General features: G+C 51.8%; 25 protein-coding genes, 1 tRNA gene and 2 pseudogenes. 17 read left to right on the top strand and 11 right to left on the bottom strand.

Annotated features, from left to right (window positions below; genetic code table 11):
* Positions 1 to 10 precede the first annotated feature (10 nt).
* Complete coding sequence (gene dhaT / locus M4I31_RS03295) at positions 11 to 1,174, bottom strand: 1,3-propanediol dehydrogenase (RefSeq protein ID WP_038634024.1); 1,164 nt, start codon at positions 1,172 to 1,174, stop codon at positions 11 to 13.
* A gap of 22 nt (positions 1,175 to 1,196) precedes the next feature.
* Positions 1,197 to 1,625 carry a heme-binding protein gene (locus M4I31_RS03300; protein ID WP_085048689.1) on the bottom strand — a complete coding sequence of 143 codons (429 nt, stop codon included), beginning with the start codon at positions 1,623 to 1,625 and terminating at the stop codon, positions 1,197 to 1,199.
* Between the two features lie 392 nt (positions 1,626 to 2,017).
* Here M4I31_RS03300 and M4I31_RS03305 point away from each other — a divergent pair, with 392 nt between their 5' ends.
* From M4I31_RS03305 to M4I31_RS03325, 5 genes are all read left to right on the top strand, one after another.
* A complete protein-coding gene (locus M4I31_RS03305; protein ID WP_085048690.1) occupies positions 2,018 to 3,685 on the top strand; it encodes a propanediol/glycerol family dehydratase large subunit in 1,668 nt (555 codons plus the stop codon).
* An 11-nt stretch (positions 3,686 to 3,696) separates the two neighbouring features.
* Complete coding sequence (locus tag M4I31_RS03310) at positions 3,697 to 4,281, top strand: propanediol/glycerol family dehydratase medium subunit (protein ID WP_038634014.1); 585 nt, start codon at positions 3,697 to 3,699, stop codon at positions 4,279 to 4,281.
* A gap of 2 nt (positions 4,282 to 4,283) precedes the next feature.
* Complete coding sequence (locus M4I31_RS03315; RefSeq protein WP_085048691.1) at positions 4,284 to 4,712, top strand: diol dehydratase small subunit; 429 nt, start codon at positions 4,284 to 4,286, stop codon at positions 4,710 to 4,712.
* A gap of 10 nt (positions 4,713 to 4,722) precedes the next feature.
* The gene (locus M4I31_RS03320) at positions 4,723 to 6,537 is read left to right on the top strand and encodes a diol dehydratase reactivase subunit alpha (RefSeq protein WP_085048692.1); all 1,815 of its coding nucleotides are present in this window, start codon (positions 4,723 to 4,725) and stop codon (positions 6,535 to 6,537) included.
* A 109-nt stretch (positions 6,538 to 6,646) separates the two neighbouring features.
* Positions 6,647 to 6,970, top strand: coding sequence for a DUF1889 family protein (locus M4I31_RS03325; RefSeq protein WP_001573898.1), 324 nt, complete (start codon positions 6,647 to 6,649; stop codon positions 6,968 to 6,970).
* 323 nt (positions 6,971 to 7,293) lie between these two features.
* Here M4I31_RS03325 and M4I31_RS03330 read toward each other — a convergent pair whose 3' ends face one another.
* The 3 genes from M4I31_RS03330 to M4I31_RS03340 are packed head-to-tail and all read right to left on the bottom strand — an operon-like array spanning position 7,294 to position 9,642.
* Positions 7,294 to 8,037 (bottom strand): hypothetical protein, encoded by a 744-nt coding sequence (locus M4I31_RS03330; RefSeq protein WP_250856851.1) that lies wholly within the window; start codon positions 8,035 to 8,037, stop codon positions 7,294 to 7,296.
* A complete protein-coding gene (locus M4I31_RS03335; RefSeq protein WP_250856852.1) occupies positions 8,024 to 9,061 on the bottom strand; it encodes a tyrosine-type recombinase/integrase in 1,038 nt (345 codons plus the stop codon). Before M4I31_RS03335 ends, M4I31_RS03330 begins: the two co-directional genes overlap by 14 nt.
* Positions 9,061 to 9,642, bottom strand: a complete 582-nt coding sequence (locus M4I31_RS03340) for a phage repressor protein CI (protein ID WP_250856853.1) — start codon at positions 9,640 to 9,642, stop codon at positions 9,061 to 9,063. The genes M4I31_RS03335 and M4I31_RS03340 overlap by 1 nt, the downstream gene beginning before the upstream one ends.
* Before the next feature lie 141 nt (positions 9,643 to 9,783).
* Here M4I31_RS03340 and M4I31_RS03345 point away from each other — a divergent pair, with 141 nt between their 5' ends.
* The 10 genes and pseudogenes from M4I31_RS03345 to M4I31_RS03385 all read left to right on the top strand — a co-directional run bounded on the left by M4I31_RS03345 (position 9,784) and on the right by M4I31_RS03385 (position 16,869).
* Positions 9,784 to 10,005, top strand: coding sequence for a hypothetical protein (locus M4I31_RS03345; RefSeq protein ID WP_060683173.1), 222 nt, complete (start codon positions 9,784 to 9,786; stop codon positions 10,003 to 10,005).
* Between the two features lie 30 nt (positions 10,006 to 10,035).
* Positions 10,036 to 10,242: pseudogene (locus M4I31_RS24075) on the top strand (phage regulatory CII family protein); the annotation flags it as partial.
* A gap of 30 nt (positions 10,243 to 10,272) precedes the next feature.
* The gene (locus M4I31_RS03350) at positions 10,273 to 10,887 is read left to right on the top strand and encodes a GPO family capsid scaffolding protein (protein WP_371924035.1); all 615 of its coding nucleotides are present in this window, start codon (positions 10,273 to 10,275) and stop codon (positions 10,885 to 10,887) included.
* A gap of 61 nt (positions 10,888 to 10,948) precedes the next feature.
* Positions 10,949 to 11,971, top strand: a complete 1,023-nt coding sequence (locus M4I31_RS03355) for a phage major capsid protein, P2 family (protein WP_003838043.1) — start codon at positions 10,949 to 10,951, stop codon at positions 11,969 to 11,971.
* A gap of 3 nt (positions 11,972 to 11,974) precedes the next feature.
* Positions 11,975 to 12,676, top strand: coding sequence for a phage terminase small subunit (gene gpM, locus M4I31_RS03360; RefSeq protein ID WP_052928182.1), 702 nt, complete (start codon positions 11,975 to 11,977; stop codon positions 12,674 to 12,676).
* Positions 12,677 to 12,772: 96 nt separating this feature from the next.
* Entirely contained in the window at positions 12,773 to 13,213 is a 441-nt protein-coding gene (locus M4I31_RS03365; RefSeq protein ID WP_250856873.1) for a head completion/stabilization protein, read from the top strand.
* Positions 13,174 to 13,809, top strand: a pseudogene (locus tag M4I31_RS03370) (hypothetical protein); the annotation flags it as partial. The gene M4I31_RS03365 and the pseudogene M4I31_RS03370, both read left to right, overlap by 40 nt.
* Positions 13,781 to 14,326 (top strand): hypothetical protein, encoded by a 546-nt coding sequence (locus tag M4I31_RS03375; protein ID WP_250856855.1) that lies wholly within the window; start codon positions 13,781 to 13,783, stop codon positions 14,324 to 14,326. The pseudogene M4I31_RS03370 and the gene M4I31_RS03375, both read left to right, overlap by 29 nt.
* Positions 14,326 to 16,029 (top strand): hypothetical protein, encoded by a 1,704-nt coding sequence (locus M4I31_RS03380; protein WP_250856856.1) that lies wholly within the window; start codon positions 14,326 to 14,328, stop codon positions 16,027 to 16,029. The genes M4I31_RS03375 and M4I31_RS03380 overlap by 1 nt, the downstream gene beginning before the upstream one ends.
* Positions 16,030 to 16,686: 657 nt before the next feature.
* Positions 16,687 to 16,869 (top strand): hypothetical protein, encoded by a 183-nt coding sequence (locus tag M4I31_RS03385; RefSeq protein WP_250856857.1) that lies wholly within the window; start codon positions 16,687 to 16,689, stop codon positions 16,867 to 16,869.
* A 45-nt stretch (positions 16,870 to 16,914) separates the two neighbouring features.
* On the opposite strand, the gene M4I31_RS03390 is transcribed toward M4I31_RS03385, so the two are convergent.
* Both M4I31_RS03390 and M4I31_RS03395 read right to left on the bottom strand, forming a co-directional pair.
* On the bottom strand, positions 16,915 to 18,003 hold the full coding sequence (locus M4I31_RS03390; RefSeq protein ID WP_250856858.1) for a hypothetical protein: 1,089 nt from the start codon (positions 18,001 to 18,003) through the stop codon (positions 16,915 to 16,917).
* Positions 18,004 to 18,385: 382 nt separating this feature from the next.
* Positions 18,386 to 18,461: transfer RNA gene (locus M4I31_RS03395), tRNA-Ile, on the bottom strand.
* Positions 18,462 to 18,585: 124 nt separating this feature from the next.
* Here M4I31_RS03395 and mug point away from each other — a divergent pair.
* Positions 18,586 to 19,092 (top strand): G/U mismatch-specific DNA glycosylase, encoded by a 507-nt coding sequence (mug, locus tag M4I31_RS03400; protein WP_085048710.1) that lies wholly within the window; start codon positions 18,586 to 18,588, stop codon positions 19,090 to 19,092.
* Between the two features lie 45 nt (positions 19,093 to 19,137).
* Here the strand turns inward: mug and rpoD are convergent, their stop codons facing one another.
* The 3 genes from rpoD to rpsU form a co-directional block, all read right to left on the bottom strand.
* Positions 19,138 to 20,982 carry an RNA polymerase sigma factor RpoD gene (gene rpoD, locus M4I31_RS03405; protein WP_038634001.1) on the bottom strand — a complete coding sequence of 615 codons (1,845 nt, stop codon included), beginning with the start codon at positions 20,980 to 20,982 and terminating at the stop codon, positions 19,138 to 19,140.
* Positions 20,983 to 21,255: 273 nt separating this feature from the next.
* Complete coding sequence (dnaG, locus tag M4I31_RS03410; RefSeq protein ID WP_038633998.1) at positions 21,256 to 23,001, bottom strand: DNA primase; 1,746 nt, start codon at positions 22,999 to 23,001, stop codon at positions 21,256 to 21,258.
* A gap of 240 nt (positions 23,002 to 23,241) precedes the next feature.
* The gene (gene rpsU / locus M4I31_RS03415) at positions 23,242 to 23,457 is read right to left on the bottom strand and encodes a 30S ribosomal protein S21 (protein ID WP_001144069.1); all 216 of its coding nucleotides are present in this window, start codon (positions 23,455 to 23,457) and stop codon (positions 23,242 to 23,244) included.
* A 236-nt stretch (positions 23,458 to 23,693) separates the two neighbouring features.
* On the opposite strand from rpsU, the gene tsaD reads away from it, so the two are divergent.
* Positions 23,694 to 24,707, top strand: coding sequence for a tRNA (adenosine(37)-N6)-threonylcarbamoyltransferase complex transferase subunit TsaD (gene tsaD, locus M4I31_RS03420; protein ID WP_038633989.1), 1,014 nt, complete (start codon positions 23,694 to 23,696; stop codon positions 24,705 to 24,707).
* An 87-nt stretch (positions 24,708 to 24,794) separates the two neighbouring features.
* On the opposite strand, the gene ureG is transcribed toward tsaD, so the two are convergent.
* Entirely contained in the window at positions 24,795 to 25,412 is a 618-nt protein-coding gene (gene ureG / locus M4I31_RS03425) for an urease accessory protein UreG (protein WP_038633986.1), read from the bottom strand.
* Positions 25,413 to 25,417 lie beyond the last annotated feature (5 nt).

Raw genomic sequence — 25,417 nt, forward strand, 5'->3', positions numbered from 1 at the left:
CCCTTATTGATCAGAATGCCTGACGGAAGATCCCGGCAATTTCTTTCTCGTTCCCTTTACGCGGGTTGGAGAAGGCATTGCCGTCTTTCAGCGCCATTTCCGCCATATACGGGAAATCGGCTTCTTTGACGCCCAGTTCGCGCAGATGCTGCGGAATACCGATATCGGCAGAGAGACGAGCGATGGCGTGAATCGCCAGTTCGGCGGCATCCATGGTGGACAGACCGTCGGTGTTCTCACCCATAAACTCTGCAATGTCGGCAAATTTCTCCGGATTAGCGATCAGGTTATAGCGCGCCACGTGCGGCAGCAGTACGGCATTTGCTACGCCGTGCGGCATGTCGTACAGACCGCCAAGCTGATGCGCCATCGCGTGAACGTAACCAAGGTTGGCGTTGTTGAAGGCCATACCCGCCAGCAAAGAGGCATAGGCCATGTTCTCGCGAGCTTTCAGGTTGCTGCCCAGCGCTACGGCCTGGCGCAAATTACGGGCGATCAGACGAATTGCCTGGATAGCGGCAGCGTCGGTAACCGGGTTGGCATCTTTTGAAATATAGGCCTCAACAGCGTGGGTCAGGGCGTCCATCCCGGTCGCTGCGGTCAGTGGCGCAGGTTTGCCGAGCATCAGCAGCGGGTCATTAATAGAGACTGAAGGCAGGTTGCGCCAGCTGACAATCACAAACTTCACTTTGGTTTTGGTATTGGTCAGCACGCAGTGGCGGGTGACTTCGCTGGCGGTGCCGGCGGTGGTATTCACCGCGACGATCGGCGGCAGCGGATTGGTCAGGGTTTCAATCCCGGCATAGCTGTAGAGATCGCCTTCGTGCGTCGCCGCGATACCGATGCCTTTACCGCAGTCATGCGGACTACCACCGCCGACGGTAACGATAATATCGCATTGCTCCTTACGAAAAACTTCCAGACCGTCGCGCACGTTGGTGTCTTTGGGGTTTGGTTCGACGCCGTCAAACACCACCACGTCAATACCGGCTTCACGCAGATGTTCGAGGGTTTTATCAACCGCGCCGTCCTTAATGGCTCGCAGACCTTTATCAGTCACCAGCAGCGCTTTTTTACCGCCCAACAGTTTGCAGCGTTCGCCAACGACCGAAATAGCATTCGGGCCAAAGAAATTCACATTTGGCACCAGGTAATCAAACATACGATAGCTCATAATTTACCTTCTTAGATTTAATTTATAATTCAGAGAAACAATCCAGTGCGGTTTTCGCTAATAACATGTCTTGTTCGACAGTACCGCCACTTACGCCGACGGCACCGATTAATTTATCGTTTAATATGACAGGTAAGCCGCCGCCAAAAATAACGATTCGCTGTTGATTCGTTAGCTGTAAACCATATAGTGAGGCACCCGGTTGTACCGCGTCGGTAATTTCATGAGTCCCCTGGCGCAGACAGCAGGCGGTCCAGGCTTTATTCAGTGAAATATCACAACTGGTGACAAACGCGTCGTCCATGCGTTGCATCAGCAGCGTGTTTCCGCCGCGATCCACCACGGAAAAGACCACCGGCACGTTGATCTCAGACGCTTTAGCCTCGACGGCCTGCGCCATTTTTTTCGCAGCCGCCAGCGTAATGGTGGCGATTGGTTGGCTCTTATTCACAGTTTCTCCTGAAAATAGTGTAGGGCTGAGGTCACGAAAATATCGCGAGACAGCTATTTTTTATCATTGGGTTTGGCTTTATTTTGTCGCCACGCGTTATTAAGTCAATAGGGTGAGAATTTCAAAAATATTAATTTGATTTTGCGTATCGGCATTTATTGATAATGATCATTTAACTTCGTCACAATTCTCTCCGGCTATTCCTGAGAACCGTTTCAATATGGAACGATGAATTTTTATTACGTGCCAAATTGGAACGAAATTAATTTTATTTTTTTATTGCTGTGCTCATTTAGAGTTCGGCCATTGCTGATGAAAGGCGAATGCCGGGTGGTGTGTCCCCGGCAATACGGCCCGGCGTCCCTATTTTTTATCTTTTGAGTCCATAAACTATGAGAAGATCAAAACGATTCGAAGTGCTTGCGAAGCGCCCTGTAAATCAGGATGGGCTGATTGGCGAATGGCCTGAAGAGGGGCTGATCGCCATGGAAAGCCCCTACGATCCGGCTTCGTCGGTGAAGGTAGAGAATGGTCGTATTGTTGAGCTTGACGGCAAGAGCCGCGCCGAGTTCGACATGATTGACCGTTTTATTGCCGACTACGCGATTAACGTGGCTGAAACTGAACGGGCAATGCGGCTCGATGCGCTGGAGATCGCCAGAATGCTGGTGGATATCCACGTCAGCCGGGAAGAGATTGTTGCTATTACCACCGCCATCACGCCGGCGAAAGCGGTGGAGGTGATGGCGCAAATGAACGTGGTGGAAATGATGATGGCGCTGCAAAAAATGCGCGCCAGGCGCACGCCGTCCAACCAGTGCCATGTCACCAACCTGAAAGACAACCCGGTACAGATTGCCGCCGATGCGGCTGAAGCGGGGATCCGTGGTTTTTCAGAACAGGAAACCACGGTCGGCATCGCCCGCTATGCGCCGTTTAACGCCCTGGCGCTGCTGGTCGGTTCCCAGTGCGGTCGCCCTGGCGTGCTCACGCAATGTTCCGTTGAGGAGGCGACGGAGCTGGAGCTGGGGATGCGCGGGTTAACCAGCTACGCCGAAACGGTATCGGTATACGGTACAGAGTCGGTGTTTACCGACGGCGATGATACGCCGTGGTCCAAAGCGTTTCTCGCCTCGGCCTATGCGTCTCGCGGGCTGAAAATGCGTTATACCTCCGGTACCGGTTCGGAAGCGCTGATGGGCTATTCCGAGAGTAAATCGATGCTCTATCTGGAGTCGCGCTGCATCTTTATCACCAAAGGCGCGGGTGTACAGGGGCTGCAAAACGGCGCGGTCAGCTGTATCGGCATGACCGGCGCAGTGCCGTCGGGGATCCGCGCGGTGCTGGCGGAAAACCTGATTGCCTCGATGCTCGACCTTGAAGTGGCCTCCGCCAATGACCAGACCTTTTCCCACTCAGATATTCGCCGTACCGCCCGTACCCTGATGCAAATGCTGCCGGGTACCGACTTTATCTTCTCCGGCTATAGCGCTGTGCCGAACTACGACAACATGTTTGCCGGGTCGAACTTCGACGCGGAAGACTTCGATGATTACAACATTCTGCAACGCGATCTGATGGTGGACGGTGGTCTGCGTCCTGTAACCGAAGAAGAAACCATCGCCATCCGTAACAAGGCGGCGCGCGCCATTCAGGCGGTGTTCCGCGAACTGGGCCTGCCGCTGATTAGCGATGAGGAAGTTGAGGCCGCCACTTACGCTCACGGCAGCAAAGATATGCCCGCGCGCAATGTGGTGGAAGATCTGGCCGCCGTGGAAGAGATGATGAAGCGCAATATTACCGGGCTGGATATCGTCGGCGCGCTAAGCCGTAGCGGCTTCGAAGATATCGCCAGTAACATCCTCAATATGCTGAGACAGCGCGCCACCGGTGATTACCTGCAAACGTCGGCCATTCTGGATCGCCAGTTTGAGGTGGTCAGCGCTGTTAACGACATTAATGATTATCAGGGACCAGGCACCGGCTATCGCATCTCTGCCGAGCGCTGGGCGGAAATTAAAAATATCGCGGGCGTGGTTCAGCCTGGCTCAATTGAATAAGGCGGTACACCGTGGAATGCACAACTGAACGTAAGCCGGTTTTCACCTTGCAGGTAAGCGAAGGCGAGGCGGCTACAGCGGACGAACGCGTAGATGAAGTGGTGATTGGCGTCGGTCCGGCCTTTGATAAGTATCAGCACAAAACCCTGATTGATATGCCGCATAAGGCGATTCTTAAAGAGCTGGTGGCAGGGATTGAAGAAGAGGGGCTGCATGCGCGGGTAGTGAGAATTCTGCGCACCTCGGATGTTTCTTTTATGGCGTGGGATGCGGCCAATCTCAGTGGTTCCGGCATCGGGATTGGTATCCAGTCGAAAGGAACCACGGTGATTCATCAGCGCGATCTGCTACCGCTGAGTAACCTGGAGCTGTTCTCTCAGGCTCCGCTGTTGACGCTGGAAACCTATCGCCAGATTGGTAAAAACGCCGCGCGCTATGCACGCAAAGAGTCGCCTTCGCCGGTGCCGGTGGTCAATGACCAGATGGTGCGCCCTAAATTTATGGCCAAGGCCGCGCTGTTTCACATCAAAGAAACCAAACACGTGGTGCAGGATGCTGCACCCGTCACGCTGCATATTGCACTGGTAAGGGAATGACCATGAACAACAACATCATGACCGCGCAGGATTACCCATTAGCCACCCGCTGCCCGGAGAAAATCCAGACGCCTGGCGGGAAACAGTTAACCGACATTACCCTTGAGAATGTGCTGGCAGGCAAGGTCGGGCCGCAGGATGTGCGTATTTCTCAGCAAACGCTGGAGTACCAGGCGCAGATTGCCGAACAGATGCAGCGTCACGCCGTGGCGCGCAATTTCCGTCGCGCGGCGGAGCTGATTGCCATCCCGGATGCTCGTATTCTGGAGATCTACAATGCGCTACGTCCGTTTCGTTCTTCATTCGCGGAGCTACAGGCGATTGCCGATGAGCTGGAGCACACCTGGCATGCCACGGTGAACGCCGCTTTTGTCCGCGAGTCGGCAGAGGTGTATCAGCAGAGAAACAAGCTGCGTAAAGGCAGCCAGTGACGGAGGGCGCATGCCGTTAATCGCCGGGATTGATATCGGCAATGCCACCACTGAAGTGGCGTTGGCGCAACATGGACAGTTTATTGCCAGCGGGATTGTCGCCACCACGGGCATGAAAGGGACGCGGGACAACATTGCCGGGGTGGTGACCTCCCTGCAGCAGGCACTGGATAAAACGCCGTGGTCGCTTCAGGACGTGGCGAAAATCTGCATCAATGAGGCCGCGCCGGTGATTGGCGATGTGGCGATGGAAACCATCACTGAAACCATCATTACGGAATCGACAATGATTGGCCATAACCCGCAGACGCCGGGGGGCGTCGGCGTGGGGATGGGAACCACCATCAGCGTGGATAAGCTGGCATCACTGAGCGAAGATCGCTTTGCGCAGGGCTGGATCCCGCTGGTGGGCGAAGAGATTGATTTCCTCGAAGCGGTCTGGCTCATCAATGAGGCGCTGGATCGTGGGATCAACGTGGTGGCGGCGATCCTGAAAAAAGATGATGGCGTACTGGTGAACAATCGCCTGCGTCGGGCAATGCCGGTGGTCGATGAAGTCACGCTACTGGAGAAGGTTCCGGAAGGTGTGCTGGCGGCGGTGGAAGTGGCGGCTGCAGGGCAGGTGGTGCGGGTATTGTCGAATCCTTACGGCATCGCGACCTTTTTTGCCCTGACGCCGGAGGAAACGCAAACCATCGTCCCTATCGCCAGAGCGCTGATTGGCAACCGCTCCGCTGTGGTGCTGAAAACACCGCAGGGGGATGTGCAGTCGCGCACGATCCCGGCGGGTAAGATCTTTATTCGTGGCGAAAAGCGCGGCGGTGAAGCCGACGTAGCGCAAGGCGCGCAGGCCATTATGCAGGCGATGAGCGCCTGTGCGCCCGTGTGCGATATTCGCGGTGAAGCAGGTACGCACGCGGGCGGGATGCTTGAGCGGGTGCGTAAGGTGATGGCCTCGCTGACCGGTCATGACATGAACGCCGTGCATATTCAGGATCTTCTGGCGGTGGATACGTTTATTCCCCGCGAGGTGCAGGGTGGCATTGCCGGTGAATGCTCAATGGAGAACGCCGTTGGCATTGCGGCGATGGTGAAATCTGACCGCTTACAGATGCAGGCTATCGCCAGCGAACTGAGCGCGCGGCTAAACACGCCCGTGGAGGTGGGTGGGGTGGAAGCCAACATGGCCGTGGCTGGCGCGTTAACGACGCCCGGATGCGCCGCGCCGCTGGCGATCCTCGATTTAGGCGCAGGATCCACCGATGCCGCCATTATTAATAGCGACGGCGTAGTGAAGGCGGTACATCTTGCTGGGGCGGGGAATATGGTCAGCCTGCTAATTCAAACGGAACTGGGCTTAAGCGATCCGTTTTTAGCAGAGGAAATTAAAAAATACCCGCTGGCCAAAGTGGAGAGCCTGTTCAGCATTCGCCACGAGAACGGCGCGGTGGAGTTTTTTCGTGAACCGCTCAGCCCGTCAGTATTTGCCAAAGTGGTGTATCTGAAAGACGGCGAGCTGATCCCGGTTGATAACCAGACCTCGCTGGAGAAGGTTCGTCTGGTGCGTCGTCAGGCCAAAGAGAAAGTTTTTGTCACCAACTGTCTGCGCGCGTTACGCCAGGTATCACCTGGCGGCTCCATTCGCGATATCACTTTTGTGGTGCTGGTAGGCGGTTCATCGCTGGATTTTGAAATTCCGCAGATGATCACCGATGCGCTGGCGCATTACGGCGTTGTCGCCGGGCAGGGCAACATCCGTGGCACTGAAGGCCCGCGCAATGCGGTGGCGACCGGGCTGGTTTTAGCCGGAGAAGCAAAAAAATAGCGCAGAAAACAGCCGCGCAAGCGTTTAGCTGCGGGGTAAGTCAAAGAAAGGCGATGTTCTCTTTGATATCCCGGCGGAGTTGGGTACATAGTATCAAGGTGTCTCTAACGTGGTTAATTTTAAGGATAAGAGCATGCCAACAGCAATTGAGAAAGCCTTGGATTTTATCGGTGGTATGAACACTTCGGCGTCAGTACCCCATTCAATGGATGAAAGCACCGCTAAGGGAATTCTAAAGTATTTGCATGACTTAGGTGTGCCAGCGAGTCCGGAAGTTGTGATGGCACGGGGTGAGCAGGAGGGATGGAATCCTGAGTTCACGAAAAAAGTGGCCGGATGGGCAGAAAAAGTTGCCTCCGGTAACCGCATCCTTATCAAAAACCCAGAGTATTTTTCAACCTACATGCAGGAGCAGCTCAAAGAACTTGTGTGAGCTGACTATCGAATAAAACGCTAACGGACGTTTCCATCTCTGGATGGCGGCGTCCAGAAGGGTTGCCACATGCTGCTTATTGGGCAGACATATCTAAACGAAAGATTAATAAAAAAGGACCTGCGATTTCTCGCAAGTCCTTGATATTTGGTGGCCCCTGCTGGACTTGAACCAGCGACCAAGCGATTATGAGAACGATGTACCACCTTTGAAAAACAATAACTTACATTTAAAACAATAAGTTACCGCACGAATGCTATTGGATGTTATTGAATATTTGAGTTCTGAGGGGACAAAAAAGGGGCAGTTCGTGCCCCTCTTTTCTAAATACTCATTCCATCTGCCATTGCAATCAAGGACGGATTCCGTTCAAGCGTACTTTTGGCCTCATCATTAACGAAAAATGAATAAATTACTATCCAGTAAGTTCTGTCTCTATACGTCAATGAATGGAATAATCTGATCAATTCTTCTTTGAGAGAATTGTCCTGGCAAGTATTTACTATTGATAAAATATTCAGTAAAGCTGTTATTTCTTGAGGATATCTGATTCTAAATTTGGTTAACACATCAAATGCAACCTCGAAGGGAGATGGAGAACCAGTTGGTATATTATTTCGAGCTAATGAAAATTTATTATTATATTCATTGCAAAGCTCTTCTAGGTATTTATCTTCACTGTAAATTGATGGTGATGAAAGGTAATTTGATAATGTGTGGATTTTATTAACACGTTTGTCAAGCTTCTCGTTTAAGGCTTGGATATGACTTGTGAATGTATTCTTTATGGATTCGTTTTTTAATTGTTCAAGCTGAATGGTATTAATCTTTGATTGTTCGGAGTTGTTTTTTATAGTGTAATAAAGAGTTAGGCATAGTATAAGTGTGCTTGCTAACCCAAATGCTGAACTATAAACTCCACCTAGATATGATCCAAAGTTTGACCAATCTTGAGTTTTGTCAGAGAATGGAAGGGAGTGAAATTTACATAAGTAGAAAATAATAGGCATTAAAATAATTAGTAATGAAAGTGAAATTTTCCCCCAATGTTTTTTAATTATTTCCATAAATACTCCTAAGTGGATTAAGTTTAATTGCTTCTTCTAAATGGTCCGGTGCGAAATGAGAATATCTCATAGTCATTTTGATATCTGTATGACCCAGTAACCGCTGTAAAACCAATATGTTACCTCCATTCATCATAAAATGACTAGCAAATGTATGGCGTAATACGTGTGAAAGCTGGCCGTCGGGCAAGTTGAGTTCAGCTCGTTCGACGGCTTTGCGGAATGCTGAATAGCACGATTTGAAGAAACGTCCTGGCTTTGCCGGTTTTGGAAGTGCGTCATAAAATTCCTGGCTGATTGGTACAGTCCGGTTTCTGTTCCCCTTAGTTTTGAAAAAGCTAACTTTCAGATTTTTTATTTGTTTCGTTGTTATAGATTCTGCTTCATCCCACCGTGCGCCAGTTACCAGGCAAAGACAAGCTACCCAGTATGTACTGTCGTTACGGCTTTTCATGCACTCTTCTAACAGCCGCGTAATCTCTTCATGTTCAAGGTATGCCAGTTCGGCTTCCTCTGATTTGAAAGCGCGGACATTTATTAGCGGGTTATCAAGTTTCCAGTGTCCCAGTCGCTTCAGCTCATTAAATACCGCGCGGAAATAGGCCAGCTCAAGATTCATTGTCCTAGGGGAAACTTGTTTGACGCGAGTTGTCCGGGATATCTCCCCAGAAAGGCGTTTTTTCCGATACAGGGAAAACATGGTTGCATCGAATTCATGAGCAAGTGGATCGCCCATACTTTCACAGGCAAATTCCATTGTGGATTTGCGCTTTTCACCATCGTCCAACGTAACGCCGTGTTCATCAAACCACTGGTTTACAAGGTCGCGCAATTTGCGGCGATCCTCTTTTCCGCCTAGCCAAGGTTTTACATGGACGTTTTCCATAATGTGGTTTTGATAGGCTAGGGCTTCGCCTTTGGTGGAGAACGTCTTTCGGATGCGTTTGCTGGCTTTTCCTTGGGGTTTTCCTTCTGGGTAAAAGTCCAGCAACCATTTCCCGTCCGGCTGTTTTCTGATTCCCATTATGCGTTTGTTATCGTCATTACCACGCGGCCTATAATTTCGATATCTTCCAGTCCGCAGTCAAAAGCCATGCCAACACCGCTTACGCGAACCTTTTTTACCGGGATGCGCGTCAGTGTCCTGATGCTAGATTTACCTTCAACGTTAACCAGCCATTCCCCATCAAATACTTCGGCGAATTCCTGGTCGAGGATGTATTGCGCCTTTTCATCCTGTACACAGATTGGATCTGAGGGGAGCGGAGTTCCTGCTCTGAAAAACACCTTGTCAAACATTACGTAGCCAGAGTCATAAAGTTTTCCATCAACCAATTTTTTGCGGGGAAACTTCATTATGTCCAGTTGGTCGTCTTCAAACTTTTTGCCTTCTCCTGTGGCTAGCCACTCAAGAGAAACACCAGTATCAGCTACGCAGCGAGCAGCCATATCTGCTGGGAATCCCCCTCTGCGATATCTACCTGAGAGAGTGCTGGCTGCCATATCAAAATGCTGAGCCAACATTAACTTTGAAGTAAATCCGTAGGCTTCAATCATCCGATCCAACACAGGGGTGCTATCCCCCTCAAAATCAATTTTGAACATAGTCACTCCGCATTGCCATGCTCATTTTGAAAAGTAGTAATTGACACTTTTCAAAATGAAAAGTAGGCTTGCCTTGTAGTTTTTCATTTTGCGAATGTTATTGAATGTTGCTGCATTCAACTGAACGAAGGAGTTTGCCTTATGCGTCCTAACATTACAATCACCATCCCAACGCCCTACCTGCCTTTAAAGGAATACTGCCGCCTCACAGGAACCCCTGAAGGAACGGCGCGCGATATGGTTCGCGATGGCCGCTTGCCAATACGGGGTAAGAAAGATGCACCTATGAGCGGCGTGCATATCAACATGGCAGCCCTGACAGTTCAGGCGTTAAGCGAATGCAATATTTCGCTTAATGCGTAATCCATCCTACGGATTCGGGGAATGCGAACAATGTTTGATTACCAGACCTCTAAACATGCTCACTTTGATGCGGCTTGCCGAGCATTTGCAATTGAACACAATCTGGAAGATGTAGCCGCTGCCGTTGGTATGAGGTCACAGGTCCTGCGCAACAAATTGAATCCAGCACAGCCGCACCGTTTAACCTGTGACGAGCTTTTAGCCATTACTGATTACACCGAAGATGCCGTGTTTTTATTGGTTGAGAGAAAACGCAGTTCAGCGCCATTGCTGAGGCGGATCGGGCTGGCGCGGCTTTACGTCAGCCTTTGCCCGAATATGCGATTAATATTCGCCAACCATGAAGATCAGCTCCTGTTCTTCTCGATTGAACCGGAAGAAAACTGGCGCGGTAGTGGGCGTACATACCTCAAGGGGCTGGCGGTTACAGATACTCCCGCCAGTGTTGGCACCACACGGCTGCGCTTTAGTAGTCGGCGCAAAAAATTATCTAAGCAGGGATATTACAGTTGTGTGATTTCCCGTGATGGAAAAATTAAACAGGAAATACGAATGAAGAACTGGCAAAAATTGTTTGGTATTAAACCGAAGTTTGAAGATGAAACGCCGCCTGATGATACCGCGCAGGGTGATGATAAGTTACAGGCGCTGGCCAACGCGGTAAACGAACTGGAAGGCCGTGTGGCCAAAATTGAAAATCAGCTCAATGATGTTCAGGGTGATGTGGATACCATTGCGGAAGTGGTCGATACCGAAGAATTTGCGGCTATTCGTGATAATGCAAAAGATATCGTTAAACGTTTTAACGATCTGGGTAATAAATCCACCCGTACACCAGGGCGTAAGATTTCAGAAAAAGCGGGCAAGTTTAATTTCCTGTAATACGTTCTGACGTTAATTAGTACAAAACATTTTTATTATCGCTTAATCGCGAGGGAGTTTTATGCACCTTAATAATCGTGCACGGGATTTACTGGATAAATATTCGAGTGGTATGGCGCAGCAGTTTGGTGCACGTGATACCAGTCGCTATTTCTCCCTGAATGACCCGCAGGAAAATGCGCTGCGTCTGGCGCTGCTGGAGTCCGTGGAGTTCCTGAACATGATCACCTGTCTGGATGTTGACCAGCTGAGTGGCCAGGTGATTTCTGTCGGTTCCTCCGTGCTGCATACCGGCCGCAGTGAAAATGGCCGCTTTGTTCGTCAGGTTGGCGTGGACGGCAATGACTATTCACTGGTTGAAACGGACAGTTGCGCCGCACTGCGCTGGGATCTGCTTTCGGTCTGGGCAAATGCCGGTAAGGACGAAAACGAGTTTTACAACCTGGTTCAGGCGTTTACCACACAGGCTTTTGCGCTGGATATGCTGCGTATTGGCTTTAACGGTAAGAGTCGCGCAAAAACGACGAATCCAACGGATAACCCGAACGGCGAAGATGTCAACATCGGCTGGCATGAGCGTATGAAAACGCTGCTGGGTGGTAATCAGATTATGACCGATCCGGTCGTGCTGGATGAAGCCGGGGATTACAAATCACTGGATGCAATGGCTTCAGACCTGATTAACGCCAAGATTCCGGCACAGTTCCGCAATGACCCGCGTCTGGTGGTTCTGGTCGGAGCCGATCTGGTCGCTGCTGAACAATACCGACTGTATCAGGCCGCAGACCGCCCGACTGAGAAAATCGCGGCGCAGATGCTGGGCAGCACCATTGCTGGCCGTCCTGCTGTTATCCCGCCGTTTATGCCGGGTAAACGTATGGTCGTCACGCCGCTTTCTAATTTGCATATCTACACCCAGCGTAACACCCGTATGCGTAAAGCGGAATTTGTTGAAGACCGTAAGCAGTTCGAAAACAAATACCTGCGTAATGAAGGCTATGCGGTTGAAGTGCCGGAGCTGTATGCGGCCATTGATGAATCCGCCGTGACTATTGGCAAGGTTTCCGAACCAGCAGAGGGCTGATAAATGGCACTTTCTCCCGCGCAGCGTCACAGCCAGCGCATTGCGATGGAACAAAAGCTGAAACGTAGTCAGGCACTGGAAACCACAGAAAGCATGCACCTGCTGATTAAGGCGCTGGAAACGGATGTGGAACATGCCCGTAACCTGCCGACAATCGCGGATCGCGTTGAGTTTAAGCGGGATGTGTTACTGCCGCGCTGGACACCGACCGTGGAAGCGTATCTGGAAAGCGGGCAGGTGTACGCCAACCCGGTATTTGCCTGGTGTGTTATCTGGCTGTTTGACGTGGGCGATCTGGATAAGGCGCTGGACTGGGCTGACATTGCAATCAGCCAGCAGCAGGCAACCCCGGATCGGTTGCGCAGTAATTTTCCCACGTTCGTGGCCGATACGATGCTGGCCTGGGCGCAGGAAACATCGGGGCGCGGGGAAAGTGTTGAGCCGTATTTTTCCCGCACATTTGAGCGTGTCGCCAGTACCTGGCGGCTGCATGAACAGGTCACGGCCAAGTGGTTCAAGTTTGCCGGGCTGGAGCTGCTGCGCGGCGAAGATGGCCAGACAACGGCTGCGGGCGTGGACGACATTGAAACGCTGGAGAAAGCCGATCAACTGCTGGCCACCGCAGAAAAATACTATTTAAAAATCGGCGTCAGAACGGCACGGCAGACGATTGCCGCCCGGATCCGAAAACTGACGCAGGGGTAAAGACTACCGCAAGCCAGGCGGACGCGGTGGAGGGCAGAACACTCCATGTGTCACTGTGCCGTGGAAACCGGTCAGTCCGCCTTTTTCGGGGGAATTATGTTTAGCGGAAAACCGCTGGATTATCAGGATGAACCGCTAACGAATAACGGGTTCTGGCCGGATCTGAATCTGAAGGACTTTCAGGCGCAGCGGTCACTGCCAGCCGATATCGACGCGGACACCATCAGTCAGGCGCTGCTGGCCGCAGTCGCGGAGGTGAATGCCGAGCTGGAAAACGTGGAGGCCAGCTGGAAAGCAAAAGGCCACACGCTGGCAGCAGATGTTCCGGGCGTAAAAATGGGCGGGCTTAACAGCCTGTGCGCCCAGTACATGAAAGCGGTATTTGCCAGGGCAAAAGCGGATTTGTTGGGGGAATTTGCCACTGTCGGGCGACGTGAAACCCATCCGGGGCAGGAGAGTATGGAAACCCGCGCCGGGTTACTGGCTGAGGCCTCAGTGGTTATCCGTCGCATAACGGGGCATATCTCAGCCCGGTGAATGCCGTCCGCTATCTTGCTGAAAGGCTGGCCGGAACGGGCGGGAATGCTGATGTGATGATCATGATGGTGACAGGCCAGACGCATGAGAATTTTATGACCCGCCTCAACGGTCTGGTGGATGTTTTCCCGGCACCGGCATTCACGCAGGTCAAGCGCCTGGCACAATCCGCTGCGGCGCTGGCCATCGAAAAAATGCAGATCCCCGCTAAAGCCGGGGCGGGGTTGCCAGTGGCTATTCCGCTGTCTGTGCCAACCAGTAGGGCGGCATTGTCTGCGGCAGCTGTCAGCCAGGCACAAAAAGCGGCCAGCGCGGGGTTCAGCCTGGACGGAATAAAGCAGCAACTGGGCGAGTTCACGCAGCTGCGTGACAGCCTGATCAGTGATGTGGCCAGCGGGTTGAACGATTTGCAGGGAAAAAGTGCCAGGGCGTGGGTGTTTACCAGCACCGGCGATACGGCCACCACGCTGCTGGAACTGGTAAAGGATATCCCGCAACCGTCAGCCGTCTACACAGCGGCGGTGATGCTGGTCGGTGACAATCTGGATGGAATAAAGGGAATGATTCATGACTTCGATCCCAACGCTGGCGCTTAATGGTGAGGCTATCCAGCTGAAAAATATGCGCGTGACCGTATCGCAGCAGTTTCAGGATAAAGACCAGTCCGGCCAGACAAGCGCCACAACCAAATCAGAACAAGGAGCAAAAGGGAAAGAGCTGCGCATCAGTGGCGAAATTCCTTTTAAAAGCCCGGAGATCCTGAAGCGTATTTTTGAACTGGCCAGCGCTACGGATGCCGGAGGAAATCGCCAGAAATACCGCGTGGCGCATGAAGTGGCCAGAGCCGTAAATTTTCGTGAGGCGACATTCAGCGGGATGCTTGATGCCCCGCAGCAGGACGGGAAAATGGCCTGGCTGGTCACGTTCACCCTGGCAGAACATATCAGCGTGCAGGAAAAGCGGGAAGCCAGGGCAACAGGCAAAACGTCTGCCAAAATACAGACGGCCGGTAATGCGGGACAATCTGGCGGCCAGAGTGCCGGGGAAGATGAAGAAAAACTGACGTGGTTTGAAAAACGGGTGCTGAAACCCGTCAATGATGCTTTGGGTTAATGATGAAACCAGTTAAACGCCTGTACCTTTCAACGGATGAAGTTCACCTGGCTGATGCCAGCCTGGTGCTGGAGCTGAACAGCTGCGGCCGGGGATTTATCACAGCACAGACAGCCACGGATTACACCGGGAAACTGGTGCGTCTGGATGTGGGGTATTCCGATCTGCTGTTGCGCTGGTTTACTGGTTATGTGGAACGCTCACAACCCGCCGAAAACGGTTTTCAGCGTCTGTTTGTGCGCGAGCTGGTTGGCATATTTGAAAGAATGTGGCCATGTTCATTTCAGCATCCCACTTTGCGCAAGGTAGCTAACTGGCTGGAGGAAAACAGCGGAATTGCTGTCAGTGTGCCAGATGCCTCTTACAGCGATAAACCGATCCCCCATTTTACCCATAACGGCACGGGCTATCAGTTGCTGAATAATCTGGGCAGGGCGTTCAGTATCCCGGATTACACCTGGTACCAGCTGCCGGATGGTTCCCTGTATGTGGGCGGTGCGGAAAAAGCGATGTTTGCCGGTCGCCCGGTAGATATTCCGGCTGAGTTCAGCCAGGGGGCTGCTGGCGGTAATTCCATTACGCTGCCGGTGATCCAGAGTCTGCGGCCGGGTGTGGAGCTGAACGGGGAACGCGTAACCAAAGTTCATCTGACCAATGACACAATGGCCGTCACTTGGACACCCAGAAACCGCGCAACAGGTCAGCCATTACAGAAAACACCTGCACAGCGCCAGATTGAAAGCCATTACCCGGAACTGGCTTCCGGGCTGCATCTACCAAAACTGGCCAGAGTGGTGGCACTCAGTGAGGCTGTGAAAAGTGGTAATTTTGCCGATCCGTTCCGGCCGCGCTATGCCGTTGATGTGCAGCTGCTTGATGCAGACGGCAACCCGGACAACCAGACACCGGTTTATTCTGCGGTGCCGCTGCCGGTACCTATGGCCGGTAATGACTCCGGCATGTTCCAGTTCCCGCCAGAAGGGACGCTGGTTGAAGTTGCGTTTACCGGAGGTCGCCCGGATAAACCGTTCATCAGGCAGACGCTGCCGGATGGTACCAGTCTGCCGGATGTTAAACCCGGTGAGCAGCTGCAACAGCAGCGGGCGGAAGTGTCGCAGCGTGTTACCCAGGCTGGCGACTGGGTGAGACAGACCGATCAGACCATCAGTGAAACATCGATGGCGCGGATGGTTAAAGCTGATACAGAACAGCGTGATCTGGTCAGCCGTGAAACCACGATTAAGGCTACCGATAAGACCACTGTACTGGGTACCGCCACTCTGATGGCCGGAGCCATTCAGCAGGTCAGTGCAGGGGATTATAGCCAGGCCGTGAAAGGCAACAGGCTGGCCAGCATTGAAGGGAATGATGAAACTGACATAACCGGGAAACAGTCCACTAAGGTGGCCGGTGCCGTGGATGTTGATGTTGGGGGAACCCTGACTGAAAAGATTGCCGCATTGCGTAAATCGGTGGCGGCGGGCGGTCAGCAGATTATGGGGCCAACCGTCCATATTGGCAGTGAGAGCGTCAACACACTGACCATGATGCTGGATACCATTGATTTACTGGCAGAGCTGGCGCAGCAATGTGCGAGCCATTCACACCCCAGCGTTGGTACGCCAACCAATGCCGGAGCATTTACCCAGACGGCAGAGAGGGCAGGACAGACCCGGAGTAAGTACCAGAAAATAATCGCCTGATCATCCCATCAGCCCGCGCGTAATGCGGGCTTTTTTGTACCCATTCCCAGACCTCACCAGACGCATTCTAAGCGCTTCTTTTATCTGACCACTACCGCGCAACACCACAAAAGGATCTGTGCTGTCACGTTACGCTGACGGCGCTACACGCTGACAAAATAAATCTTTCGCAGACAAAAACGGCACTACACCGCACCCGCCTGCGGTTTTTGGATCGGAAAGTTTTTTCAGTCGGAATTTTTTACAAACTATATCGCCAGCCCGCGCCAGTGTTGGGGCTTTGCAAGAGAACTCAAACTGAAAAGAGTGAAAGGGATTTCAGTGTTTTTCAGTTTGAAGGATCTACAGAGGATCTGTGAAAAACTTTAACTATCAGATATTAAAGAGAAAAATTAATTTTGTGTCACTTTCAGAAGATCAAATCAGGCGCAGCGGTAACACGACTGCAAATTGATAAAGCCAGCCGTGACAAGGCCTGAAGAGATGCAAGGTCAAAAAGTTGGACTGAAAAGAAGTGCACGAATTATACTGTGATTATATACAGAAAATTTAAGAGGTGAGGGTATGAGAGGGTTGCAAATAGACGGCGCGATGTTCCGGATTTTGTCACGTGGTGACGTACTCTAGGCACACCATGTTTTTGGGAACTGGGGCAGCATGTACGCCATCTGGGAATCGGCAGAGGGCTGGCATGCAGCCATCAAAATCACTGGCTCATGGAACAAGTTACCCGGAGAAGCCTATAAGACAGAACAGCAGGCACTGGCTGATGCCATTGAGCACAAACGAACATCTATGAGCCGAATGTTTGTGAAATCGAAAGTTTATTTGGCTCAATGAGTGAGCTAAACTTATGTATGTTTAGCTCAAACATTAATAAATTAATCAGCTGTTGGCATGTTTTTCAGCCATATGGGCGTGATAACTACATAAACCAAAGTTGTACTGGTCACTTTGAGTTAAAGGTTCGTCGCACAGCGCGCAAGAATGAGACTCTAACTCAGCGCCACACCAGCGGCATGACTGCTCTTCTATCACGAATGCTTCTTGACCACACTCCTCGCAGTGTTCATATGTTGGCTCATCTCCATTGGGAGGCCAGTAAAAATATTCCTCCTCAAAGGCCTGAAAAAGAAGGGGGGCAAAAAGCTCTTCTTTCCCGCAAGCCACACAAAGATAGGTAAATTTTTCACTGTCATCTGCAACTGTTAGGTGGCTATCAATACAATGCTGAGAAGCCCGAATCAGGCTTGAGCCGCATTCATCACACGTGCAATTTTCTTTATATTTTGCCATTCCCTCAGGAATCCCTGCTTCTTCCCAAGATTCATCGCATTCATCGATTTTCTCATTATAGAATTGTTCGTGCTGGAGCATTATTTTCCATGAGTCTCCTAGCATCTCTTGAGGAGATTTTTTCAGCTCATCAGATATGAAGTCTGTTAACACAGGGAACAAATCAGCAACGAATCCAGCAACCTCGCCTAAGGTATTAGCAGGGTGTAAGTGTTCCAGGTGATTACGGCAATCCTGCAATTTTTTTATGGCAGACCAGTCCACTTCGATATTGAAGGTTTTGAACCTCTCCTCAATGCCAGGGACATCAATTGTGGTGGTTTTAAATTTCCCGTTAGGTTTCCACTCAACTCCACCTTCTCCATCAGGGTGAGGCAAAATCTTAACCGGAGGATTATGAATTAATTCATATGCCTCTTCAGGGGAAGTTACACAATCAGCAATTTTGTATTTGAAAAGCAGGAGCATCCCCGCGTACAGATTCCTAACAGCAGAAAGTGCACGGGCAGGGTTGCCATCTTCGTCCGCAGGCTTTGATGAAAGCTGAAAATCTTCGATACCTAGCTGTATAGATGCAACTGCATTTTCTAAGAGCTTTTCGCCGTCTAGCTTAGGTTGTTTGGGTTGTTTGGGTTGTTTGGGTTGTTTGGGTTGTTTGGGTTGCTTATTGCTACTCATACGCAACTAGTCCTTAGTGGTTGATCCAATCACTTACTACCGCCTATCAGAAACTTATCCCAGTGGACGCACTGTGACACTGGGCAAAAAAGACTGCGTTATCACTTAACCATTTGTTTTATTCGGTTAAGCGACGGGAATTGAACCCGCGTCCGAAATTTCTAGATTCTTTCTACCACTAAATAGAGATAGAGAAAAAAAAGATTTGCAGGAACTTGAGGTAATTATTGGTTCTTCATTACCCAGCCAGAAGTGTGGGCAGGTTAGCGTGCTACAAGCATCAAATCGATTCTTAGGGGACAAAAAGGGGACAGTTGCCATTTCCGCAACAAAAAAGCCACTCGATAGAGTGGCTTAATCATATGATTTTAAAGCTAAAATTTGGTGGCCCCTGCTGGACTTGAACCAGCGACCAAGCGATTATGAGTCGCCTGCTCTAACCACTGAGCTAAGGGGCCGTGGCGGTGGATTATAAAGTAACTCCGCGTCGCAATCCAGACATAAGCGTACGGATGCTGATTTTATAAACAATGTATTTTCAGTCCGTTATACTGTTACTCTGATGTATTGTTCGGAGTAATTATGGTTAAGGACATACTGGCACCAGGGCTGCGGGTGGTGTTTTGCGGCATCAATCCGGGGCTATCTTCCGCAGGTACGGGGTTCCCCTTTGCGCATCCCGCCAATCGCTTCTGGAAGGTCATCCATCAGGCGGGATTTACCGATCGCCAACTGAAACCAGAAGAGGCGCAACACCTGCTGGATTTCCGCTGTGGCGTGACCAAGTTTGTCGACAGGCCAACGGTACAGGCTAATGAAGTGAAGCTACAGGAGATGCGTAGCGGTGGCCGTAAGCTTATTGAAAAGATTGATGACTATCAGCCCGCCGCGCTGGCGATTCTTGGCAAGCAGGCGTTCGAGCAAGGCTTCAGTCAGCGCGGAGCGCAGTGGGGAAAGCAGACGCTGACCATTGGCGCGACCCATATTTGGGTATTGCCAAATCCCAGCGGATTGAGCCGGATTACACTGGATAAGCTGGTGGAGGCGTATCGTGAGCTGGATGACGCGCTGGTCATGCGCGGGATGTAAATAAAAACGCCACCTTGCGGTGGCGTTTGAACTTATACGGCGAGATTAATCGTCGAGGAAGCTACGCAGCACTTCAGAACGGCTCGGGTGGCGCAGTTTACGCAGCGCCTTCGCTTCGATCTGACGGATACGTTCGCGGGTAACGTCGAACTGTTTACCCACTTCTTCCAGCGTGTGGTCGGTGTTCATATCGATACCGAAACGCATACGCAGAACTTTCGCTTCACGAGCGGTCAGGCCAGCCAGAACGTCGTGCGTTGCCGCACGCAGGCTCTCGGTAGTGGCAGAGTCCAGCGGCAGCTCGAGGGTGGTATCCTCGATGAAATCACCCAGATGCGAATCTTCATCGTCGCCGATCGGCGTTTCCATGGAGATAGGCTCTTTGGCGATCTTCAGCACTTTACGGATCTTGTCTTCCGGCATCAGCATGCGTTCAGCCAGCTCTTCCGGCGTCGGCTCACGGCCCATCTCTTGCAGCATCTGACGGGAAATACGGTTGAGCTTGTTAATGGTCTCAATCATATGCACCGGAATACGGATGGTACGCGCCTGATCCGCGATAGAGCGGGTAATTGCCTGACGGATCCACCAGGTTGCGTAGGTGGAGAACTTGTAACCACGACGGTATTCAAACTTATCAACCGCTTTCATCAGACCGATGTTGCCTTCCTGAATCAGATCCAGGAACTGCAGACCACGGTTGGTGTATTTCTTGGCGATAGAGATAACCAGACGTAAGTTCGCTTCAACCATCTCTTTTTTCGCACGACGGGCTTTCGCCTCACCGATGGACATGCGACGGTTGATATCTTTAACCTGCTCGATGGTCAGGCCGGTTTCTTCTTCAATCTGCTGCAGTTTCTGCAGGCCGCGGTGAACGTCATCTGCCACGTCGTGCAGTTTTTCAGACCACGGTTTGTTCATCGCGATTGCCGCGTTGAACCAGGTTTCGCTGGTTTCATTGCCAGTGAACAGAGTGATGAAGTTTTTCTTCGGCATTTTGCACTGCTCAACGCAGAGCTTCATGATCAGACGTTCCTGAGTACGCACGCGGTCCATCATGACGCGCATGCTGTTTACCAGGTAGTCGAACTGCTTCGGCACCAGGCGGAACTGTTTGAACACTTCAGACAGCTTCTGAATTTCTTCCTGCGCGGCAGCATGGCTGCGGCCTTTGGCCTTGATCGTATCGCGGGTGATTTCGTACTGGGTACGCAGCTCAGCGAATTTTTCACGCGCTAATTCAGGGTCGATGCTGTTGTCGTCATCGCTGCTGTCGTCGTCATCTTCTTCATCTTCGTCTTCATCTTCATCCATCTCTTCTTGAGAGAGTTCAGAACCGACGTGGGTCGCCGTTGGCGCCATGTCTTCTTCCGCGTTAGGATCGACAAAGCCGGTGATGAGATCGGACAGACGCGCTTCTTCAGCTTCTACGCGATCGTATTGCTCAAGCAGATAGGTGATGGCTTCCGGGTATTCAGCAACGGAGCATTGAACCTGGTTAATTCCGTCTTCGATGCGCTTAGCGATGTCGATTTCGCCTTCACGGGTTAACAGTTCAACGGTACCCATTTCACGCATGTACATGCGGACCGGGTCAGTTGTACGGCCGATTTCGGACTCAACGCTGGACAGAACCTGGGCAGCCGCTTCTTCCGCGTCTTCATCGGTGCTGTTGGAGGTTTCAGCAAGCAGCAGATCATCGGCATCAGGTGCTTCTTCCATCACCTGAATACCCATGTCATTGATCATTTGGATGATGTCTTCGATTTGATCTGAATCGACGATATCTTCCGGCAGATGGTCATTGACCTCGGCATAGGTCAGATAGCCTTGCTCCTTACCACGTTGGACAAGAAGCTTCAGCTGTGACTGCGGGTTTTGCTCCATAAGACGGTATCCACACTTAATTCGTTTGATTGGTGTTGGGCGGTAAAACCGCCAACGGCAAAACGAGGGCATACTTATATTTTGCCGCTGCCTCTCCGTGCGGCTGTCGGGGGCTTCCCGATCGATATTCGGCAGTTAAGCCGTTAAATACTTCATCTTTCACGTTGTCTCTGCGTTAGCTGCGTTCTCTCTTCCTGGTCATGTACTTATGTACACTCCCAGGCGTTCGTTCACTTGCTGCCTTGATACAACGCGAATGATTTTGTCTTTCTCTTATTTCTTGGCCAGTTCCTGGTTCAGCGTCCAGAGTTCCCGGCGTTCTTCGCTGCTTAAACCGTGTGTGCGCTCACGAGCTATCAACTCTTCCTGGCGCAGTTCAAGCATCGAATCAAACATATGGTTGAGTGAGTCGGTGAAGGTTTTTTCTGCGATATCTTTATCTGCTATATCGTCCCACATCGACAGTTTTTCAAGGGTTGCAGCATCATTTGTGCCACGATAGTGCTCTAAAAGTTGGCCGGTGGTCAGGCCTGGCTGAGCCAGACAAGTGTTGACCAGTTCTCTGAATAAGCCAAGTCCAGGCAGCTTATTGCTGTCCAGCGCGCCTAACGGCGGAACCAGCGGAGCAAGGTCCGGGTTTTGCACCAGCAACCCTATAAGTATACGCATGGTCGTACGTTTTAGCTGTGGAACAGGGCGGGAAGCGCCATTTTCTGCCAGTTTTGGCATTAAACGTTCAAGCTGGCTGTCATCCAGAATGCCGAGCTTGTTTCCCAACTCCTGTCGCAGATAAATGCGCAACGTTTCGCCCGGCACCTGAGTGATCAGTGGCAGCGCCAGCGTGCTGAGCTGCGCGCGTCCGTCCGGGGTACTCAAATCTACCTGTGGCAACAGGCTATTAAATAAAAACGCGGAGAGCGGCAACGCCTGCTCCATCCGGGCTTCGAAAGCCTCTTTCCCTTCTTTACGCACTAACGTATCGGGATCTTCGCCATCAGGTAAAAACATAAAGCGTAGCTGGCGGCCGTCTGTCATATAAGGCAGTGCGGTTTCCAGCGCGCGCCATGCTGCGTCGCGTCCGGCGCGGTCGCCGTCGTAGCAGCAAATCACGTTGTTCGTCGCGCGAAACAACAGCTGGATGTGATCGGCGGTGGTTGACGTCCCAAGGGATGCCACGGCGTAGTTAATGCCGTATTGCGCCAGCGCCACCACATCCATATAACCTTCCACCACTAACAGGCGCTGTGGATCGGCGTTATCCTGCTGGGCTTCATAAAGGCCATACAGCTGGCGACCTTTATGGAAAATATCGGTTTCCGGGGAGTTCAGATACTTCGGCAGGGCATCGCCCAGCACGCGTCCACCAAAACCAATGACCCGACCACGTTTGTCGCGGATGGGGAACATCACCCGTTCGCGAAAACGATCGTAACTGCGTCCCTGATCGTTGGTGACCAACATCCCCGCATCGACCAACGATTTGCGATTCTCAGCATTGCCGCCAAACCGTTTCAGGACGTTATCCCAGCCGGGGGGGGCAAAACCAATAGCAAAACGGGTGATAACGTCGCTACTTAATCCTCGCTTTTCCAGGTACTGGCGCGCAGGGGTAGCGGCGGGCTGCATCAAAGACTGTTGATAAAAAGTGTTCAGGCCGTCCATCAATTGATAAAGGCTTTGCCGTTGATGGCGCTCTATCTGACTGGGGCCACTGCCTGCTTCATAGGGCACTTCAAGGTTGTGCATTGCGGCCAGTTCTTCGACGGTTTCCACAAACTCGAGCTTGTCGTAGTTCATGAGAAAGTCGACGGCGTTGCCATGCGCGCCACACCCAAAGCAGTGATAAAACTGTTTTTCACCGTTTACGGTGAAAGAGGGGGTTTTTTCGTTATGGAACGGACAGCACGCGTGATAATTTTTGCCCTGCTTTTTCAGCTTTACCCGCGCGTCGATGAGATCGACGATGTCGGTTCTTGCCAGCAGGTCATTAATAAATACACGTGGAATTCGTCCAGCCATATGCCCCGTTTATTTTGTTATGACTCACATACACAAAATCATTCAGGATGCATCAAGGCGGCAAGGGAGCGAATCCTCAGGAGCGTACATCAGTACGTGACTGGGGTGAACGACTGCAGCCAACGCAGAGGCAGCTTGAATGATGACGTGTATAAACGAAAATAAGCCGCGCATTCCTTCCGGAAGCACGGCCTTACAACTACAACTCAGTCTGAATTGAGAGCTTTAGCTCTCAATGAATTAGTACAGACGAGTACGGCGTGCGTTTTCGCGAGCCAGTTTCTTCGCGTGACGTTTCACAGCAGAAGCTTTAGCGCGCTTACGTTCGGTAGTCGGTTTTTCATAGAACTCACGACGACGAACTTCCGCCAGAACACCTGCTTTTTCGCATGAACGCTTGAAGCGACGCAGTGCTACGTCGAACGGCTCGTTTTCACGTACTTTAATTACCGGCATGTAACTCTCACCTTTAATAAATTCGGTTTGCCGCTGGCATCAACGCCAGCTTATTTCAAAATGGTGCGGAATTTTACTGCAATTGCTGCTGCTTTGTAAAGCACCCACGCGATTTTGAAAGGGACTTTTATAAGGACAAGGAGTATACACGAGGCATGCGCCTGGGGCGAACAAAGTTTTACATCAACCCGCATTGGTCCTACACTGCGCGGTAATAGAGCGAGGTAAAACAAGTCATGCGTGTACTGGGTATTGAAACATCCTGCGATGAAACCGGCATCGCCATTTACGACGATGAAAAAGGTCTTTTAGCCAACCAATTGTATAGTCAGGTGAAATTACACGCTGACTACGGCGGCGTAGTGCCAGAACTGGCCTCGCGCGATCACGTACGTAAAACCGTACCGCTGATTCAGGCCGCGCTGAAAGAAGCGGGGCTCACGGCAAAAGAGATCGATGCGGTGGCGTACACCGCAGGTCCTGGTCTGGTTGGCGCGCTGCTGGTCGGCGCAACCGTAGGACGTTCGCTGGCGTTCGCCTGGGGCGTGCCGGCAATTCCTGTGCACCACATGGAAGGGCATTTGCTGGCGCCGATGCTGGAAGAGAATCCTCCTGCTTTTCCGTTCGTCGCGCTGCTGGTTTCCGGTGGGCACACGCAACTGATTAGCGTCACTGGTATCGGTCAGTATGAATTACTGGGTGAATCGATTGATGACGCGGCAGGTGAAGCGTTCGACAAAACCGCCAAGCTGCTGGGGCTGGATTATCCTGGCGGCCCAATGCTGTCTAAGCTGGCGTCACAGGGTGTGGAAAAACGCTTTGTCTTCCCGCGTCCGATGACCGACCGTCCGGGGCTGGATTTCAGCTTCTCCGGCCTGAAAACCTTCGCCGCGAATACGATTCGTAATAACGAAAATGACGATCAAACGCGTGCAGATATCGCCCGTGCCTTTGAAGATGCGGTGGTTGATACGCTGATGATCAAGTGCAAACGCGCGCTGGATCAAACCGGTTTTAAACGTCTGGTGATGGCGGGGGGCGTGAGCGCTAACCGCACGCTGCGCGCAAAACTGGCCGAAATGATGCAAAAACGCCGCGGCGAAGTGTTCTATGCGCGCCCGGAATTTTGTACCGACAACGGGGCGATGATCGCCTACGCGGGGATGGTGCGTTTTAAAGCGGGCGCAACGGCGGATCTTGGCGTGACCGTGCGTCCACGCTGGCCGCTGGCGGAATTACCGGCGGCGTGAGTTTTTTGCCCGGTGGTGGCTTTGCTTACCGGGCCAACAAAACCGTAGGCCGGGTCAGGCGAAGCCGCCACCCGGCGATAAACCGCGCTACACCCGCAACATTCCTTTCTCTTCCAGAAACGCAATAATCGTCGCCAGACCGTCGCCCGCCTTCAGGTTAGTAAACGTCCACGGACGCTCGCCGCGCATGCGCAGGGTATCGCGTTCCATCACCTCCAGCGAAGCGCCTACGTAAGGGGCCAGATCGGTTTTGTTGATCACCAGAAAATCGGATTTGGTGATCCCCGGCCCGCCTTTACGCGGGATCTTCTCGCCTTCGGCAACGTCGATCACGTAGATTGTCAGATCCGCTAATTCCGGGCTGAAGGTAGCGCTCAGGTTATCGCCGCCGCTTTCCACAAAAATCAGATCCAGGTTGCCGAATTTCTCGCTCAGCGCTTCGACCGCGGCCAGATTCATCGACGCATCTTCGCGGATGGCGGTATGTGGACAGCCGCCAGTTTCCACACCAACTATTCTGTCCGGTTCCAGGGCGCCTGCTTCGGTGAGAATGCGCTGATCTTCTTTGGTGTAGATATCGTTAGTCACGACCGCCAGTTGATAGCTGCTGCGCATGGCTTTACATAACGCTTCCAGCAGCGCTGTTTTGCCGGAGCCAACCGGGCCGCCAACGCCCACGCGCAGGGGATGCTTGTAATCACTCATTTTTT

It is taken from the genome of Citrobacter sp. XT1-2-2 (genome assembly GCF_023516235.1).
Lineage (GTDB): Bacteria > Pseudomonadota > Gammaproteobacteria > Enterobacterales > Enterobacteriaceae > Citrobacter > Citrobacter werkmanii.